The organism is Halomonas sp. AOP13-D3-9 (assembly GCF_052379125.1).
Lineage (GTDB): Bacteria > Pseudomonadota > Gammaproteobacteria > Pseudomonadales > Halomonadaceae > Vreelandella.
Window position 1 is genome coordinate 48,628 of record NZ_JBQSYH010000015.1, and the last position, 15,563, is coordinate 64,190.

Sequence of the window (15,563 nt, forward strand, 5' to 3'; positions counted from 1 at the left end):
CGCTGCTAAAAAAGCGGGGGCGGATAATGTATCCGCCCCCGCTTCTTATTTATGCCGCTAAAAATGCTTCAATTAGCGCGCTTAACGTACAACCCCACCGTGCACATCACCAGCCCCACCACCGAAAGCAGCATGCCGCCATTAACTAACAGCGGCGAGCGTTGGAGCCAGGATACGAAGGGCTGCGGTGTATCGCTACAGACGCTTTCGATATAGTCCCAGTGACCGCCATCAAGCTGGCAGGCGCGCACGTCGTTGAGCTCCCAGAAATACACACCCATCAGCACAAACAACGGTAGTACCAGCAGCAGTAATCCCAGCTTAATCATTTAAACCTCAAGCAAGCCATTAAGGGCGCGGGCAGTTGGGTGTACGGCCATTGCTGCGGGCTTGTTCATAGATAGCCAGGGCTTGGTCCATATTGCCTTGTAGTCCCTGAATACGTTGGCCTTGGCCGGGGTGGGTCGACATCCACTCGGGAGGGGCGCCGCCGCCTGAGGCGGCCTGCATATTTTCCCACAGGGTCACGCTTTCACGTGGGTCGAAGCCTGCTTGCGCCATTAGATCCAGGCCAATCACATCAGCCTCACTCTCGTGAGCCCGGGAGAACGGCAGCACGATGCCGTACTGGGCACCCATGCCAAGTACGCCCATGAGCTGCTGGCCACCAGCGGACTGCATGCCCGAGGTGCTGGAAATCACCGACAGGCCTAGCGAGGTAGCGCTTTCGGTAGAGGCGCGTTCATTGGCATGGTTGGCCAGTACATGACCAATTTCGTGTCCCACCACGGAGGCCAACTGGTCTTGGCTAGTGGCAATATCCAGCATGCCGGTATTCACGCCCATATAGCCGCCGGGTAGGGCGAAGGCGTTGGGCTGCTCTGATTCAAACACGCGTATTTGCCAATCTAGCTGTTGCTGCTGTGCGGGGAGTTCCGCCACGATGGCATCGGCTATGCACTGGACATAGCGATGACTGGCTTGGCCGGCCGTAGGCAGTTCCTGCTGATATTGAGTGAACGCTTGGCGGCCCATTTCATTTAGTTCGCTATCAGAGAGCAACAGCAATTGAGAACGGCCGGTAGGCGAGGTAGAACAAGCGGCGATAGACGCGCATAGCGCGGTAACAGCGAGAGGGCGAAGCCAGCGCATGAGTCGGTTTCCTTATAGACGAAAGAATTTCTTGCACACAAGATAACCGCTGATAGCAGTAAATCAATCCCCCATCATAACCCACCTTGAGGATGAGTATGGGGGCTGAATTGAGCCACCGTTTAATGCGCTGGTTGGTGTATGTCGACGACTGGCTGCCGGGCGATATTTATCCAGTGTCAGCACTAAAACTGAACATGCTTTGTCACATCTAGAAATGGGTGTCATACATCGCTATGTGCGAGCGAGCTGTTGCCATTTGTCGGGTGCTTGCTTCGGGTGGAAAACTGCAAGAACCAGCAAGAACTCGCCTTCGTCACGGTACAGCACCCCATGAGGAAACGTTTCGAGAGGCCCGCGCCTCACTTCATGGCTAATAATCTGCATCGCTAAAGGTTGAGCTGCGGCAGCTTTAACCGCGACCTCCACCGCCTTTTGAAAGCTTCGAGCTAACTCAGGGCTGATAGTGCGGTAATAGCTCTTTCCCCGGCGAACATCCTCACGGGCAGATTCAAGAAAACGAACAGGTTTCAACGATCGTCTGCCCTTAGATCCACAAACACCTCTTCAGCGGGGATTGAGTGCTCTTCGCCACGAAGATAGGCTTGATATCTACGATCCGCCTCGGTCACCCAAGCACTCTCCACTTGTCGAGGATCCAAGCTAGGTCTCTCATCAATGCTCTCTAACAGATGCATTACCAAACGAGTCTTCTCCTCTCTAGAAAGAGAAAGAGCTTCTGTTTCAATAACTTCTGCGGGAATAGCCATAAGGAGCCCTCATGCGATGCATTTCAAAATATTCTACTACTGTGGGGCAAAGAATTGAAGTCAGTTGAACGCTTAACCTTGCGGTACCAACTGCCCATCGGCGCCGACGTTCAGGCGAATGGTCGGCGTTAATAATCCCGCCGGAAGCCGCATGCCTAAACCGCGTAGATCCCCAGGTGTGATGGCCAACTGACTGCCGGCCGGTAGCTCGCCTTGAGACGCCAACTGGCTGGCAAGCTCCAGCATGGGGGCCATGCGCTGGGTGTCGGTGGCAAGTACATCAAAGGCTACCGGTAGGCGTAAATTGGCATCGTCACCGGAGGTCAGTGTGACGTCTTGCTCATAGTTACCCTCTACAGGATCAACCCCAGGCATATCCAGCGACCAGCGAAAGCCTGACATTTCCACCGGGGGCATACCCGCGGGTAAGCCCAACCCCATGGCAATGGTGGCCTGAACCGGCAGGCTGCCAGCGCCAAGGCTAGACGCAATCAGGCTGGTTAAATCGCTGGTGTCTAGCCCTGCATTAATGCTGTAAGGCCCAATGCGAACATCCTCGACCCCCAGGGAGGTCACCGCCAAGCGAAACGCAAACAGGCCGGTTTGAGGCAGGGCGAGGCAGCCCGTGAGCAGGCTGGCAAGGCCAAACAGGGTCAGCCAGCGCCAGTAGCGAGCAATATAAAACATAAGACTCCCCTTAAGTAGGGCGTAAGTAGTGGGGTAACGATGCTGAGGGTTAGGTGCTGATGTTAGCTTGCTAGGTTGGTGATAAGCGCGGCTATTTGAGGGCTGAAGCTATTTTCTGTCAAGACAATTTGCGCGTTCAGGCGCTGGTGTAAGGCTAGAACCAAAACGCCCGCTTGACGATACAAGCGGGCGAATTCAAACAGCAGTGACTAAAGCCATTTAGCGTCGGCTTTTGCGCGCCTCTTTGGTGCGGTTGAGCTCGCGCTTTTTCGCCTTCTCTTTGTCGCTGGCGCCGGCCATGTCGTCGAACGGGTTACTACCTGAGCGGAACTCAAAGCGAATCGGCGTGCCGCGCACCTTGAGCACCTTGCGGAAGGTGTTGGTCAGGTAGCGACGGTAGGCTTCGGGTAGCGACTCGGTTTGGTTGCCATGGACGACGATAATCGGCGGGTTGCTGCCACCCTGGTGGGCCATACGCAGTTTAATGCGGCGACCGTGTACCATCGGTGGTGGGTTTTGGCTGACCGCGTCCTGGAGCAGGGTAGTGAGGCGGTTGGTCGACCAGTGGGCGTTAGCGGCGTCAAAGGCGCGATCAATGGAGGGGTAGAGATCCCCCACCGCCGTGCCGTGCAGGGCAGAGATAAAGTGCAGCTCGGCGTAGTCGGCAAAGCCCAGGCGGCGCTTCACCTCGGTGCGCATTTTATCCTTGGCTTCGGTTTCCAGGCCGTCCCACTTATTCACCGCCAGTACCAGCGCACGACCGGTGGTCAATACGTAGTCGAGCAGGTGTAGGTCTTGTTCCACCAGACCGCTGGAACCATCCAGCACCATGATCACCACATGGGACTCTTTGATCGCATCCAGGGTCTTGATGATGGAGAATTTCTCGGCAATTTCGCGCACGTTCTTGCGCCGCCGAATACCTGCGGTATCGATCAGTACATAGGGCTTGCCGCGGCGCTCAAAAGGAATCTCAATGGCATCGCGGGTAGTGCCCGCTTCATCAAAGACCACCACCCGGTCTTCACCCAACAGGCGATTGACCAGGGTGGACTTGCCCACGTTGGGGCGACCAATCACGCCGATGCGAACGCCTTTGCTGCCGGTGTCGGCAGGAATGCTGGCATCGCGCTCGGGAAACGGTTCGAGTACCACGTCAATCAGGGTAGAAACGTTGCGCCCATGGGCGGCCGCAATGGGCCAGGGGTCGCCGAGGCCGAGCGACCAGAAGTCGCCCATCGCCGAATGCTCTTCCAGCCCGTCGGTTTTATTCACCACCAGCCAGGTTTTTTTCTGGTTAACCCGCAGGTGGTTGGCAATCGCCTGATCCGCGGCGATAAGGCCGGCGCGGGCGTCGACCATAAACAGCACAATATCGGCTTCATCAATGGCGGCGAGGGACTGCTCGGCCATGGCGGCGTCGATACCCTCTTCGTCACCGCTGATACCGCCAGTGTCGATAACCGTATAGACCTTATCGCCCAGCATGCCATTGCCGTACTTACGGTCGCGGGTGAGGCCAGGAAAATCGGCCACCAGTGCATCACGCGAGCGCGTTAGGCGGTTAAACAGCGTCGATTTGCCCACATTGGGGCGACCGACTAGAGCAATGACGGGTGTCATGGAGTGACTTCCAGGGTTTCCAGGCGACCATTGTTGGCCTGGACATGAATGGTGCTGCCTTCAGTGACCGGACGAACGCTAATGCCCGAGCTGTGCACGCGAGTGCGGCCTACGATGTTGCCTTCACGAGCATCGATCAGGTGGAGATAACCTTCAAAATCACCGAATACTAAGCTGCCACCCGCAAAGGCGGGCGCCGTCAGCCAACGATCCTGAAGATCATCATTGCGCCAGATTTCGCGGCCGCTGTTAGCGTCGAGGGCGACTACTTGGCTGTCGTCGGTGACTACAAACAGGAAGTCGCCGACCAGAATGGGTGTATGGCGACTCGAGAGATCCGCCTCCCAAAGTACGTCGCCTTGGGTTGCTTCCAACGCTACCACACGGCCGTTGTAGCTGGTTACAAACAGGCGGCCATCGGGGCTGATAATCGGCTGGCCAGAAAGGTCAACCAGACGCTCTACTTCGCTACGACCGCGTGGTGTAGCAATCTGCATATCCCATAACGGCTGACCACTACGGTTGTCCAGCGTGGCCAGGCGGCCGTTAGCTAAGCCAACAAAGCTGACCGGATCAATCACCATCGGCGTACCAGTGCCGCGTAGAGTGAGTGACGGCTGCGAACTGGTGTATACCCAGCGCTCTTCGCCAGTGGCTCGGTCCAAGGCAGTCACGCGGCCATCGACACTTTGCACGACCAGTAGTTGCTGATTGGCCTGGGGCGCGGCCAGCACTTCGCTGGACACCCGTGAGCGCCAATTTTCGCTGCCGTCACGCTGATCCAGAGAGATGACTTCGCCGTTACCGGTGGCCAAATAAACCTGCCCGGCAATCGCCGTTAGCGCGCTGGAAATAGTGGTATCCAGGTCGATTTCCCACTCGACGTCGCCGCTATCGGCATTCATCGCCATCACCACTCCTTCCGCGTCCGCAGCGAACACGCTGTCGCCCTCACGGTCAGGTGCAATGGGGTAGCGTGAGTGACCAAAACCATCGCCCACCTTGCGATCCCACTGAGTCACTAGCGAGGAGGTTTCGTCGAAACTCGTTAGCTCTTTGGGGGTATAAGCAGGCTCGCCTTTACTCGCGCAACCGACCAGCAGTGCCAGCGATAGTGCGCCTATGCTTGCGCGTACTAGCTGTTTTGTTGGGATACCAAACGTCATTGTGTCGCCTCCTCAGCGCCGAGATCGTCAAGCTTGAACTGCACGCCGTAAAGCGGCTGGTCTTGGGTTTGTGCCAGTTGTAAGGCGGTTTCCCATGCCTCACGGGCCGCCTCGCTGTCGCCCTGGGCAGCGAATGCATCGCCGCGTACATTAGCCCGCTGGGCCGCTAGCGCGTCGCTAATCGGCTCGTCGAGCAGCGCCAGTGCCTGGGTAGGATTGCCGTCAGCGAGCTCAACACGGGCCAGACGCAGCCATGCAAGGCTTTGTACATAGCGGCGCGAGGAGTCGGCAGCGCTTTCCAGCGCGGTCCGCGCAGCTTCCAGATCGCCTTGTTGCACCGCCAGGCGTGCATCCAGCAGTAGCGCGAGTTCCGCGTAGAGGGTATCGCCATGCTCGTCGGTCAGTTCGCTGACCATTCCCCGGGCGCTGGCTAGCTGATCTTCGTCAAGCTCGTTGCCAGCGGTCATATTGACCAACTGTTGGTAGCGCATTGAGGCTGCTTCGGCTTGGCCCTGTTGATAGTTCTGCCAGGCGTTCCAGCCGAAGACCCCAGCCGCTGCCAGGACAGCGCCTGCAATTAATGACATGCCGTTCTCTTTCCACCAGCGCTTGACGGCGTCTAGCTGCTCTTCTTCGCTTCTCAGCTCCACCACGGGCGGGCTCCTATTCTTCTACAATCGTATGTTTAGACCGTCGCATGCGAGCAGGCGGCTAGCCTGCAAAGCTTATGCGCTAGCCGTCAAAAACTCACGCAGCGTGCGGCCTAATGCTGCTTGCGGGACGCTCTGCTGTTCGCGGTCATCGCGCAGAAATTTGACGGTTGCCGACTGCGCCGCGATTTCATCTTCACCGATCAGAATGGCCATTGTGGCGCCGCTCTTGTCGGCTTTTTTGATCCGGCTTTTGAAACTGCCGCCGCCGCAGTGAAGCTGCAGACGTAGCTCAGGCAGTTCACTACGCAGTTGTTCGGCCAACGTAATGGCCGCCGTGGTGGCGCTATCGTCCATTGGCAGCAGATAAACATCACAACCGCCGAGGGCATCATCGGGAATCAACCCAAGGGTTTCGAGCAGCAAAATCAGCCGCTCAATGCCCATAGCAAAGCCGACTGCTGGGGTCGGTTTGCCACCCAGCTGTTCGACCAAACCGTCGTAACGCCCGCCTGCGCAGACGGTCCCCTGGCTGCCCAGTGCCGTCGTGGTCCACTCGAACACGGTGCGGCAGTAGTAATCGAGCCCACGCACTAGTCGAGGGTTGATCACATAGGCAATACCCGCCGCTTCAAGCATCTTCGTGAGTTGCTCAAAGTGCTCCCGGGACTCGTCATCCAGGTGATCCATCAGCTGCGGCGCGGCGTCGAGCATCTCCGCCATAGCCGGGTTTTTGGAGTCGAGAATACGCAGCGGGTTACTGGTCAAGCGGCGCTTGGAGTCTTCATCGAGGACGTCATGGTGCTGCTCGAAGTAGCTCACCAGGGTGTCTCGGTAGGCCGCCCGTGCTTCCGATGAACCCAGCGAGTTAAGCTCCAGTGTTACGTGCTCCATCAGCCCAAGCTCTTGCCACAGGCGTGCCGAAAGCAGGATCACCTCAGCGTCGATATCCGGGCCATCAAAGCCGAAGGTCTCTACGCCGATCTGGTGGAACTGGCGGTAACGGCCTTTTTGCGGGCGCTCATAGCGAAACATCGGCCCCTGGTACCACAGCCGCTGGGTCTGGTTATACAGCAAACCGTGTTCCATGGCCGCGCGCACGCAGCTGGCGGTGCCTTCAGGGCGTAGCGTCAGGCTTTCGCTGTTGCGATCATCGAAGGTGTACATCTCTTTTTCGACGATATCAGTGACTTCACCAATAGAGCGCGCAAACAGCGCGGTTTGTTCAACAATAGGCGTGCGAATTTCATTAAAGCCGTAGCGCACCATCAGCTGGCGTACCTTGGCTTCAAAAAAATGCCAGCGCGGACTGTCGCTGGGCAGTAAGTCGTTCATACCACGGATGGCTTGAATCTTTTTAACGGCGGACTTGCTCAAAGAAAACTCCTTATTCTGCCATCAGGCGTTGCTCACCCAGGCTGGCAGCCAGCCCCAGCGTTAAACGCTGCGGGCAATCATAGCGTCTTGCTGCTGCTGTTTTTCACGCACTTTATCGCGAATCAGCTTTTCTAGATCATCGACCAGGTGATCGTTGCGCAGCTTACTGGTTGGTTTGCCATCGATATAAATCAAGTTGGCGGGGCTGCCGCCGGTCAGGCCGATATCGGTTTCTTTGGCTTCGCCGGGTCCGTTGACCACGCAGCCGATCACCGAAACGTTGAGCGGCGTCATCACGTCTTCCAACCGCTCTTCGAGCTGGTTCATGGTGCTGATAACGTCGAAGTTCTGGCGCGAGCAGCTGGGGCAGGCGATAAAGTTGATGCCTTTCGAGCGCAGCTTGAGGCTGCGCAGCATATCAAAGCCGACTTTGATCTCTTCCACCGGGTCGGCCGCCAGCGAGACGCGAATCGTGTCGCCAATGCCATCCATCAGCAGCATGCCCAGACCAATCGATGACTTGACCGTGCCCGAGCGCAGACCACCGGCTTCGGTAATCCCTAAGTGCAGCGGCTGCTCGATGCGCGCGGCAAGGTCGCGATAGGCGGCCACGGCCATAAACACATCCGAGGCTTTGACGCTGACTTTGAAGTCGGGAAAGTCGAGGCGATCCAGGTAATCAATATGGCGCATGGCGGACTCCACCAGCGCCGCTGGGGTAGGTTCGCCATACTTCTTCTGCAGGTCTTTTTCCAGTGAACCGGCGTTGACGCCAATGCGGATTGGAATGCCATGGTCGCGGGCGGCGCTCACTACCGCGCGTACGCGATCTTCACGGCCAATGTTGCCTGGATTAATGCGCAGGCAGTCGACGCCGAGTTCAGCGACACGTAGGGCTATTTTATAATCAAAATGGATGTCGGCAACGAGCGGTACATTGACGAGCTTTTTGATCTGACCAAAGGTTTCGGCGGCGTCCATATCGGGCACTGAGACGCGCACAATATCCGCACCGGCTTTTTCCAACTGCTGGATTTGCGCCACGGTGGCGGCGACATCCAGGGTGTTGGTATTGGTCATGCTTTGGACGGCAATGGGGGCATCACCGCCCACCGCGACGTTTCCGACCTGAATCTGACGGGAAAGGCGGCGTTTTATCGGAGAAGGGGCGTGCATAGGACGGGTCACTCTCCCAAGGTAAATCGGGCGACGTTGTTGGCGCCTGCGCGGGCGGGAAGGTCAACTTCCTCGCCTTGGTAGCGCAGTTCGACGCCGGTGGCATTACCCACGGTTAATCGAAACGGGGGCTCGCCCTCGACGGTCGTCGAGGTGCCAGGCGTTTGCAGGCCAACGAAGACGCGCTGGTTGGTGGCATCGAAAATTTCAGTCCATGACTGCTCGTTAAACGTCAGCTCAAGGACAGTGGCATTGGCGGTCTGCTCGGCAGCGGCTGTTTGCTCGCTGTCCGCACTGCTCTGTGCTTCACTGTCTTGTTGGGTACTGGCCAGCTCGTCGCTTCCATCAGCACTACTGGCGGTGTCGTTTGAATCGTCTAGCACTGACTCGTCGAGGCCAGCGATGGCGTCAGCATCATCTTGAGCGCTGGGCGTTGGATCTTGCGTAGCCGTCGCTGAAGGTGTGACGTTGGTGGCATTGCTGGGCAGCGTCGCGCTTTCGTCACCACTGGTGAAGCTTGAACTCGCGCTCCCTTCTGTTTCAGCGGGTTCACTGGCCGGCTCTGCAGGGGCGGTAGCGGTCTCTTCCGTGGAGGTGGAGCCAAAGCCCGGCGGCTCGTTGCCACCCCGGCTTTGCCACCACATCACCGTCACCGCGATAAGGCCCACAATGACCAACAAAGTCACCAGCTTGAACAGCCAAGCGCCAATCCGGGAGGGCGGCCTTGCCGTAGAGACCGGGGTGACTTTGCGTTCGGTATCGGTACCGCCACTGCGGGCCTGATAAGCCTCGAGCACCAGACGATCATCCAACCCCAGGTATTTAGCGTAGGAGCGCAGATAGCCGCGGCGATAGGCCGCGACAGGAATTTCTTGGTAGTTGTCCTGCTCAAGCCCGCCCACCACGGCGGGGCGCAGGTTTAGCGCCCGGGCCGCATCGGCGAGTGGAATACCTAACTGCTCGCGCTGGCGAACCAGCAGTTCGCCGGGAGAGGCGCTAGTGTTTTGGTCGTTCGTGATAGTGCTATCAATGACGCTTTCTTGTGACTGTGTATCGCTCATGGCTGAGCATCCTTCATTTAATAAGCGGTGATCAGGGCGTCAATCAGTCAGTCGTTGCCAAGCAGGCGCTGGTATTCGGCGGCGGTGCTATGCTCGCCCCGGGCTTGGGCGATATCAATCGCCATTGTTAGCGCTGCTTGGTCGGGCTCGGCGAGCTGTAAATAGGTTTGCAGCGGCGCCCAGGCCTGAGAGTAATTGCCCTGCGAATATTCGAGTTCAGCTAACATTAAATAGCCGCGTGAGTTACGCGGATCGATACTTTGCGCGCGCTTCAACCGAGCGCGCGCTTTATCAAATTCTTCCAGCGCCAGATAACACTGCCCTAAATTGGTAAATAACTGGGCACGGTTGGCGTACTGGGCATCCTCTGATGCGATTTCTAACTGCTCACAGGCGGCGTCGAACTGGCCCTGACCGTATAAGAACGCCGCGTAGTTATTGCGGGCGCGGGTGTAGTCAGGTTCGGCGTCCACCGCCTGTTGGAAGTAGTCATTGGCAAGGGCGCTTTCGCCCTGACGCTGGTAAACAAGGGCCAGCGCCTGCAGTGCTTCGGCATGGCGAGGGGCGATTTCCAGCGCCCGATCCAGTGCGTTGAGTGCGCGGGGGAGATTGTTGCGCTCCAGATAGGCGACGCCAAGCTGGGTATAGGCCTCTGCCGCCGCGGGATTGGCTTGCGGTGTAAGGTTGTTGGACGATGCACAGCCGGCTAGCCACAAGCTACCGATCAGCACGGTGAGCATGGGCACCCGCGATGGGTGTTGGCGCCTGCGGTGAGCGATCATGTAAATCCTCTTGTGGTGAACGTCCGAAAACTAACCCTATGCTACATAAAAACCGTGTCCATCAAAGCGCCGTGCCAAGCGGAAGTCAAGATAAGCCCAATTTTCTACACCTCACCCTAGTCCGCATCAAGCTGTACCGACTGGATATAGCGCGCGCTGCGTTTGGTACGGTCTTTCACGCGACCAACCAGCTGGCCGCAGGCGGCGTCAATGTCTTCACCTCGGGTCGTTCTCACCGTCGCGTTGTAGCCTAAATCGTATAGCCACTGCTGGAAGCGCATCACCTGATTGCGCGACGGTTTCTCGTACCCTGAGTTGGGGAACGGGTTAAACGGTATTAGGTTGATCTTACACGGCAGCTCTTTGAGCAGTGCGGCGAGCTGCTCGGCGTGCTCCTGCTGATCGTTGATGTCTTTGATCAGCGTGTACTCAATAGTGACCTGACGATTGTCCGGGCACTTGGCAAGATAGCGGTGGCAAGCGTCCAACAACGCGCGAATATTGTACTTACGGTTGATGGGCACCAGCTCATTGCGCAATTCGTCAGTCGACGCGTGCAGTGAAATGGCTAAGCTGACGTCCATTTCATCGCCGAGTTTGTCTATCATTGGCACCACGCCAGAGGTCGATAGCGTCACCCGGCGCTTGGACAGGCCGTAGCCGTTGTCGTCGAGCATTAGCTTCATGGCAGGTACAACGTTGTCGAAGTTGAGCAACGGTTCGCCCATGCCCATCATCACTACGTTGGTCACCGGACGGTTCGCCGTATCACGCCGCGGGCCAACGCTGCGCTGGGCGACCCATACCTGACCGATAATTTCAGCGGCGGTTAAGTTACGCTGAAAGCCCTGCTTGCCGGTGGAACAAAAACTACAGTCCAGCGAGCAGCCGACCTGGGAGGAAACGCACAGCGTGCGGCGCTTACCGTTCTCCGCCGGGATCAATACCGTTTCTACATAGCTGCCATCTTCCACTTCCAGCACCCACTTACGGGTGCCGTCGCTGGAAGTGCCCTCATAAATCACCCCTGGGCCACGAATTTCTGCCAGCCGGGCCAGTTTTTCACGCAGTGCTTTGGAAAGGTTCGTCATGGCAGCAAAGTCATCACTGCCTTCCTGGTGAATCCACTTCATTAGCTGTGCGGCACGGAACTTCTTTTCGCCGATCGACAAAAAGAAGGCTTCCATCTGCTCGCGGGACATGCCAAGCAGGTTTTGCCGCTCAGGCGTCGCTTTGGCAGCAGGCGTGCTGGCGGCGTCTGAGCTATCGGCGTCACGGGGGGCGGGCGTATGTTGGGCTACAGTGGTGGTCATGGCGGTCAGCGTTATAGAAAGGGGCGGGGGACAAACCCCCGCAAAATGGCCGGCAACGAAAGTTGATTCGGCGGCGCTACCTTGAAGGCTTAGCGCGGGCAGATTTCGTCGTTGCCAAAGAAGTAGCTAATTTCGCGCTCAGCGCTTTCTGGAGAATCAGAACCATGGACAGCGTTAGCGTCGATTGTTTCCGCAAAATCGGCGCGAATAGTGCCGGGAGCCGCTTCTTTCGGGTTGGTTGCACCCATCAGATCGCGGTTTTTAGCGATGGCGCCTTCACCTTCAAGCACTTGAACAACCACCGGGCCAGAGGTCATGAAGCCAACCAGGTCTTTAAAGAACGGACGCTCTTTGTGTTCTGCGTAGAAACCGCCAGCCTTCTCTTCGGAGAGGTGAACCATCTTCGCGGCAACAACGTTCAGGCCAGCTTTTTCAAAACGGGCGATGATCTCACCGATCGCATTTTTAGCAACGGCATCAGGCTTGATAATAGAAAGAGTGCGTTCAGTAGCCATGTTAATGGTCTCCTCAAAAAGGCTTAAGCAAAAAGTGCCGCCCCAGAAGGCCAGGGCGGCCCAGAAAATGATTCGGTTAATGGCGCTTCAGCAGCTAACGTTTAATCAGCTAGCATTTTAAAAAGCATGCGGGGTACGACCCAGCTGCCAGAGCGTTTTTATCCAGGTGCGCGATTATAGCGCTTAAGCCCGGGGATGAATACCGGCGATGAAACTCGACACGACCAAGCTCGGCACAACAAGGCTTAGACGGTGAAGCTTTCGCCGCAGCCGCACTCATCTTTGACGTTCGGGTTATTGAAGCGGAAAAAGCGGTTCAGCCCTTCGCTGACATAATCCACTTCACTGCCGTTAAGCATCTCCACCGCATCGGGCGCGACATAGACGCTGGCCCCGTGAGCTTCAAAATGCACTTCTTCGTCGCTGATAGTGTCGGCAAAGTCGAGCACGTAGCTATAGCCGGAGCAGCCGCTGGGCTTGACCGAGACGCGCAGGCCGAGCCCTTGGCCTCGCTCGTCAAGCACGTTGCGAATCTGTTGTGCGGCAGCCGGGGTAATATTGAGTGTTGCCATGAGGCGTCCTCCTTAAAAAGTGTCAGCCGCTTTGCGTGGCGGTGTCCGTAAACCGCTCACCGCATGGCGTATGAGCGTTAGCGCATGATCAATGTCGGCTTCAGTGGTAAAGCGCCCGAAGCTAAAGCGCAGCGACGAAAGCGCCAGCGAGCGCGGCGTGCCGATGCCGAGCAGCACGTAGGACGGGTCGACGCTGGCTGAGTTGCACGCCGAGCCGGTCGAAACCGCCACATCGCGCAGCGCCATCAGCAGCGACTCGCCGTCGACGCCTTCAAACGCCAGATTGAGAATGTTGGGAACAGCGTGGTCTAAGGGGGTATTGGCAAAAACACCCTCGACACCCTCAAGGCCGCGCAAAAAGTGCTGCTGTAGATGTGTAATATGGGCGTTGTCTTCGTCGTATTGCTGGTGCATTAGCGCAAAGGCTTCACCCATACCCGCAATCTGGTGGGTCGGTAGTGTGCCGGAGCGCATGCCGCGCTCATGGCCACCGCCATGAATCAGCGCTTCCACGCGAATGTCCGGGTGGCGCTTCACATACAGCGCGCCCACGCCTTTGGGGCCGTAGGTTTTATGGCCGGACAGCGACATCAGGTCAATCTGCTGGGCCACAACGTCTAGCGGAATACGCCCTACCGCCTGGGCGGCATCAGTATGAAAGGCCGCGCCAAACTCATGGGCAACGGCCGCCAGGGCCGCGATATCGTTGATGCTGCCCAGTTCGTTATTAACCGCCATTAGCGAGACCAGCGCGGTGTCGTCGCGCATCGCCGTGCGCAGTTGTTCGGGTTGAATACAGCCATCTCGCCCCGGCGTTAGCCAGGTGATCTCAAAGCCCTCTTTTTCCAGCGCAAGGGCAGTGTCTACGATGGCTTTATGCTCGATGGTCGAGGTGACTAAGTGTAGGCCACGTTCGCGGTTGGCGCGCATAAAGCCAATCAGCGCTAAGTTATCTGCTTCTGTCGCGCCGCTGGTCCAGACGATCTCTCGCGGATCGGCGCCAATGGCGTCGGCCACCTGGCGGCGCGCCTGCTCAATCACCTGTTCTGCCTGCCAGCCGAGCATATGGCTGCGCGACGCCGGGTTGGCGAACAGCTGGTCAACCGTCAGGTAGCGCTGCATCACCTCAACCACGCGGGCATCCGCCGGATTGGTAGCGGCGTAATCCAGGTAAATGGGCAGCGTGGGTGTGGTCATCGTTACGTTCCAGCGGTTGTTCGGTCAGGGAAAGTGGGATTAGGGTGCCGAGGCGAGAATACCCGCCTCAGCACGCTGTTTCTGTCGCGATGCAATACGTATGACATCAGGGCGCAGCATCAGTTGTGCCAGCGTCATATCATCCAGAAAGCGGCGTATCTGCACGGAAAGCTCGCACCACAAATGGTGCGTCAAGCAGGTGTCACCCTGCTGGCAGTCGGAAAGCCCCTGGCAGCGGGTGGCATCAACGCTTTCGTTCACCGCGTCAATCACCTTTGAAACACTAATCACGTCCGCGGGTTGGGAAAGCAGGTAGCCGCCGCCCGGGCCACGCACACTATTGACCAAGCCTGCACGGCGCAGGCGAGCAAAAAGCTGCTCTAAATAGGAGAGCGATATCTCTTGGCGCTGGGAGATATCGCTTAGGCTGGTCGGGCCGTTGTGGGCATGCAGGGCTAAATCAAGCATGGCGGTAACGGCGTAACGGCCTTTGGTGGTCAAGCGCATGGCAAGCCCCTCGACGCTGAATGCTCAGCGCACTAACGGCAAATGTGCTGCCATTATGGGAAAACCTGAGTGCTTTGGTCAACCATTACGCGGCGGCAGCGTTTCTTGCTCACTGGCCGTCGCCTCTGCCGAGTGCTTGCCTACGCCAGAGCAGCCAGTATCGTTTTCGTCCAGAATATCGGCAAAATCTTCATCGCGCAGCGCTGGTAGCTGCCCATCGCGGTAGTTGTCATCTAACTTGCGCAAGGTAGAGCACATACGTTCAATACGCTCATCCACGGCGTGCATGTGGTCGAGCATGGCCTGCATCGAGCGGGCCACCGGGTCGGGCATATCCTGGCTGACGCCGTAGGCATCAAAGCCAAATTTCTGGCAGATGGCTTCGCGGCGGGCAGGATCGACGTCCAATGCTTCTTCCACATCAGGGTCGGCACGTTTAACAATTTTGCCGGGAATGCCAACGACGGTAGACCCCGGCGGTACTTCTTTGGTGACTACCGCGTTAGAGCCGATTTTGGCCCCGGCACCCACGGTGAAAGGACCGAGTATCTTGGCGCCTGCACCGACAATGACGCCATCGCCTAGAGTTGGGTGGCGCTTGCCTTTGCTCCAGCTGGTGCCGCCCAGGGTGACCCCTTGGTAGAGCGTGACGTTGTCGCCGACCAGCGCCGTTTCGCCAATCACCACGCCCATGCCGTGATCGATAAAAAAGCGCCGCCCAATAGTGGCACCCGGATGAATTTCAATACCGGTCAGCCAGCGTGAAAACGTCGACAGCGTCCGCGCCAGCCATTTGAGGTTTTTCTTCCACAGCCAGTGGCCGCAGCGATGCAGCAGCAGGGCGTGCAGGCCAGGGTAGTTGGTCAGCACCTCAAGAAAGTTCCGTGCGGCCGGGTCGCGGTCAAATACGCTGTTGATGTCTTCACGTAGACGTTGAAACATGAGGTGTTCCTTGGCGTTATAAAGGCGGCGTCTAGCTATTGAACTATTCGAACGGATTCTTGAAATATCACCG

The 15,563-nt window shown here is 57.6% G+C and carries 18 protein-coding genes; all 18 read right to left on the minus strand.

Annotated elements, in window-relative coordinates; translation table 11 throughout:
- Positions 1 to 68: 68 nt before the first annotated feature.
- The 18 genes from ACT3UM_RS16730 to cysE all read right to left on the minus strand — a co-directional run bounded on the left by ACT3UM_RS16730 (position 69) and on the right by cysE (position 15,490).
- A complete protein-coding gene (locus ACT3UM_RS16730) occupies positions 69 to 329 on the minus strand; it encodes a hypothetical protein (protein ID WP_498900622.1) in 261 nt (86 codons plus the stop codon).
- 19 nt (positions 330 to 348) lie between these two features.
- Positions 349 to 1,152, minus strand: a complete 804-nt coding sequence (locus tag ACT3UM_RS16735) for a M48 family metallopeptidase (RefSeq protein WP_498900624.1) — start codon at positions 1,150 to 1,152, stop codon at positions 349 to 351.
- Positions 1,153 to 1,386: 234 nt separating this feature from the next.
- On the minus strand, positions 1,387 to 1,686 hold the full coding sequence (locus ACT3UM_RS16740) for a type II toxin-antitoxin system RelE/ParE family toxin (RefSeq protein WP_498900626.1): 300 nt from the start codon (positions 1,684 to 1,686) through the stop codon (positions 1,387 to 1,389).
- Entirely contained in the window at positions 1,683 to 1,922 is a 240-nt protein-coding gene (locus ACT3UM_RS16745) for an addiction module protein (RefSeq protein ID WP_498900628.1), read from the minus strand. Before ACT3UM_RS16745 ends, ACT3UM_RS16740 begins: the two co-directional genes overlap by 4 nt.
- Before the next feature lie 72 nt (positions 1,923 to 1,994).
- Positions 1,995 to 2,609: a hypothetical protein gene (locus tag ACT3UM_RS16750; protein WP_498900630.1), complete on the minus strand. Its 615-nt coding sequence runs from the start codon at positions 2,607 to 2,609 to the stop codon at positions 1,995 to 1,997.
- A gap of 219 nt (positions 2,610 to 2,828) precedes the next feature.
- Positions 2,829 to 4,232, minus strand: coding sequence for a ribosome biogenesis GTPase Der (gene der, locus ACT3UM_RS16755; protein WP_071695367.1), 1,404 nt, complete (start codon positions 4,230 to 4,232; stop codon positions 2,829 to 2,831).
- Positions 4,229 to 5,398, minus strand: a complete 1,170-nt coding sequence (gene bamB, locus ACT3UM_RS16760) for an outer membrane protein assembly factor BamB (RefSeq protein WP_498900632.1) — start codon at positions 5,396 to 5,398, stop codon at positions 4,229 to 4,231. Before bamB ends, der begins: the two co-directional genes overlap by 4 nt.
- Entirely contained in the window at positions 5,395 to 6,051 is a 657-nt protein-coding gene (locus ACT3UM_RS16765) for a YfgM family protein (protein WP_498900634.1), read from the minus strand. The genes bamB and ACT3UM_RS16765 overlap by 4 nt, the downstream gene beginning before the upstream one ends.
- A gap of 72 nt (positions 6,052 to 6,123) precedes the next feature.
- Positions 6,124 to 7,425 (minus strand): histidine--tRNA ligase, encoded by a 1,302-nt coding sequence (gene hisS / locus ACT3UM_RS16770; RefSeq protein WP_498900636.1) that lies wholly within the window; start codon positions 7,423 to 7,425, stop codon positions 6,124 to 6,126.
- A gap of 60 nt (positions 7,426 to 7,485) precedes the next feature.
- Positions 7,486 to 8,601: a flavodoxin-dependent (E)-4-hydroxy-3-methylbut-2-enyl-diphosphate synthase gene (gene ispG, locus ACT3UM_RS16775; RefSeq protein WP_035576671.1), complete on the minus strand. Its 1,116-nt coding sequence runs from the start codon at positions 8,599 to 8,601 to the stop codon at positions 7,486 to 7,488.
- Between the two features lie 8 nt (positions 8,602 to 8,609).
- Entirely contained in the window at positions 8,610 to 9,662 is a 1,053-nt protein-coding gene (locus tag ACT3UM_RS16780) for a RodZ domain-containing protein (RefSeq protein ID WP_498900638.1), read from the minus strand.
- A 47-nt stretch (positions 9,663 to 9,709) separates the two neighbouring features.
- Positions 9,710 to 10,444 (minus strand): type IV pilus biogenesis/stability protein PilW, encoded by a 735-nt coding sequence (gene pilW, locus ACT3UM_RS16785; protein ID WP_498900640.1) that lies wholly within the window; start codon positions 10,442 to 10,444, stop codon positions 9,710 to 9,712.
- Positions 10,445 to 10,560: 116 nt separating this feature from the next.
- Positions 10,561 to 11,757 (minus strand): dual-specificity RNA methyltransferase RlmN, encoded by a 1,197-nt coding sequence (gene rlmN / locus ACT3UM_RS16790; RefSeq protein WP_498900642.1) that lies wholly within the window; start codon positions 11,755 to 11,757, stop codon positions 10,561 to 10,563.
- A gap of 89 nt (positions 11,758 to 11,846) precedes the next feature.
- Entirely contained in the window at positions 11,847 to 12,272 is a 426-nt protein-coding gene (gene ndk, locus ACT3UM_RS16795) for a nucleoside-diphosphate kinase (protein WP_008959763.1), read from the minus strand.
- Positions 12,273 to 12,517: 245 nt separating this feature from the next.
- Positions 12,518 to 12,844 (minus strand): HesB/IscA family protein, encoded by a 327-nt coding sequence (locus ACT3UM_RS16800; protein ID WP_498900644.1) that lies wholly within the window; start codon positions 12,842 to 12,844, stop codon positions 12,518 to 12,520.
- Positions 12,845 to 12,856: 12 nt separating this feature from the next.
- Entirely contained in the window at positions 12,857 to 14,041 is a 1,185-nt protein-coding gene (locus ACT3UM_RS16805) for an aminotransferase class V-fold PLP-dependent enzyme (protein WP_498900646.1), read from the minus strand.
- Positions 14,042 to 14,080: 39 nt separating this feature from the next.
- A complete protein-coding gene (iscR, locus tag ACT3UM_RS16810; protein ID WP_498900648.1) occupies positions 14,081 to 14,548 on the minus strand; it encodes a Fe-S cluster assembly transcriptional regulator IscR in 468 nt (155 codons plus the stop codon).
- A gap of 78 nt (positions 14,549 to 14,626) precedes the next feature.
- A complete protein-coding gene (gene cysE / locus ACT3UM_RS16815; protein ID WP_498900650.1) occupies positions 14,627 to 15,490 on the minus strand; it encodes a serine O-acetyltransferase in 864 nt (287 codons plus the stop codon).
- Positions 15,491 to 15,563: the final 73 nt, after the last annotated feature.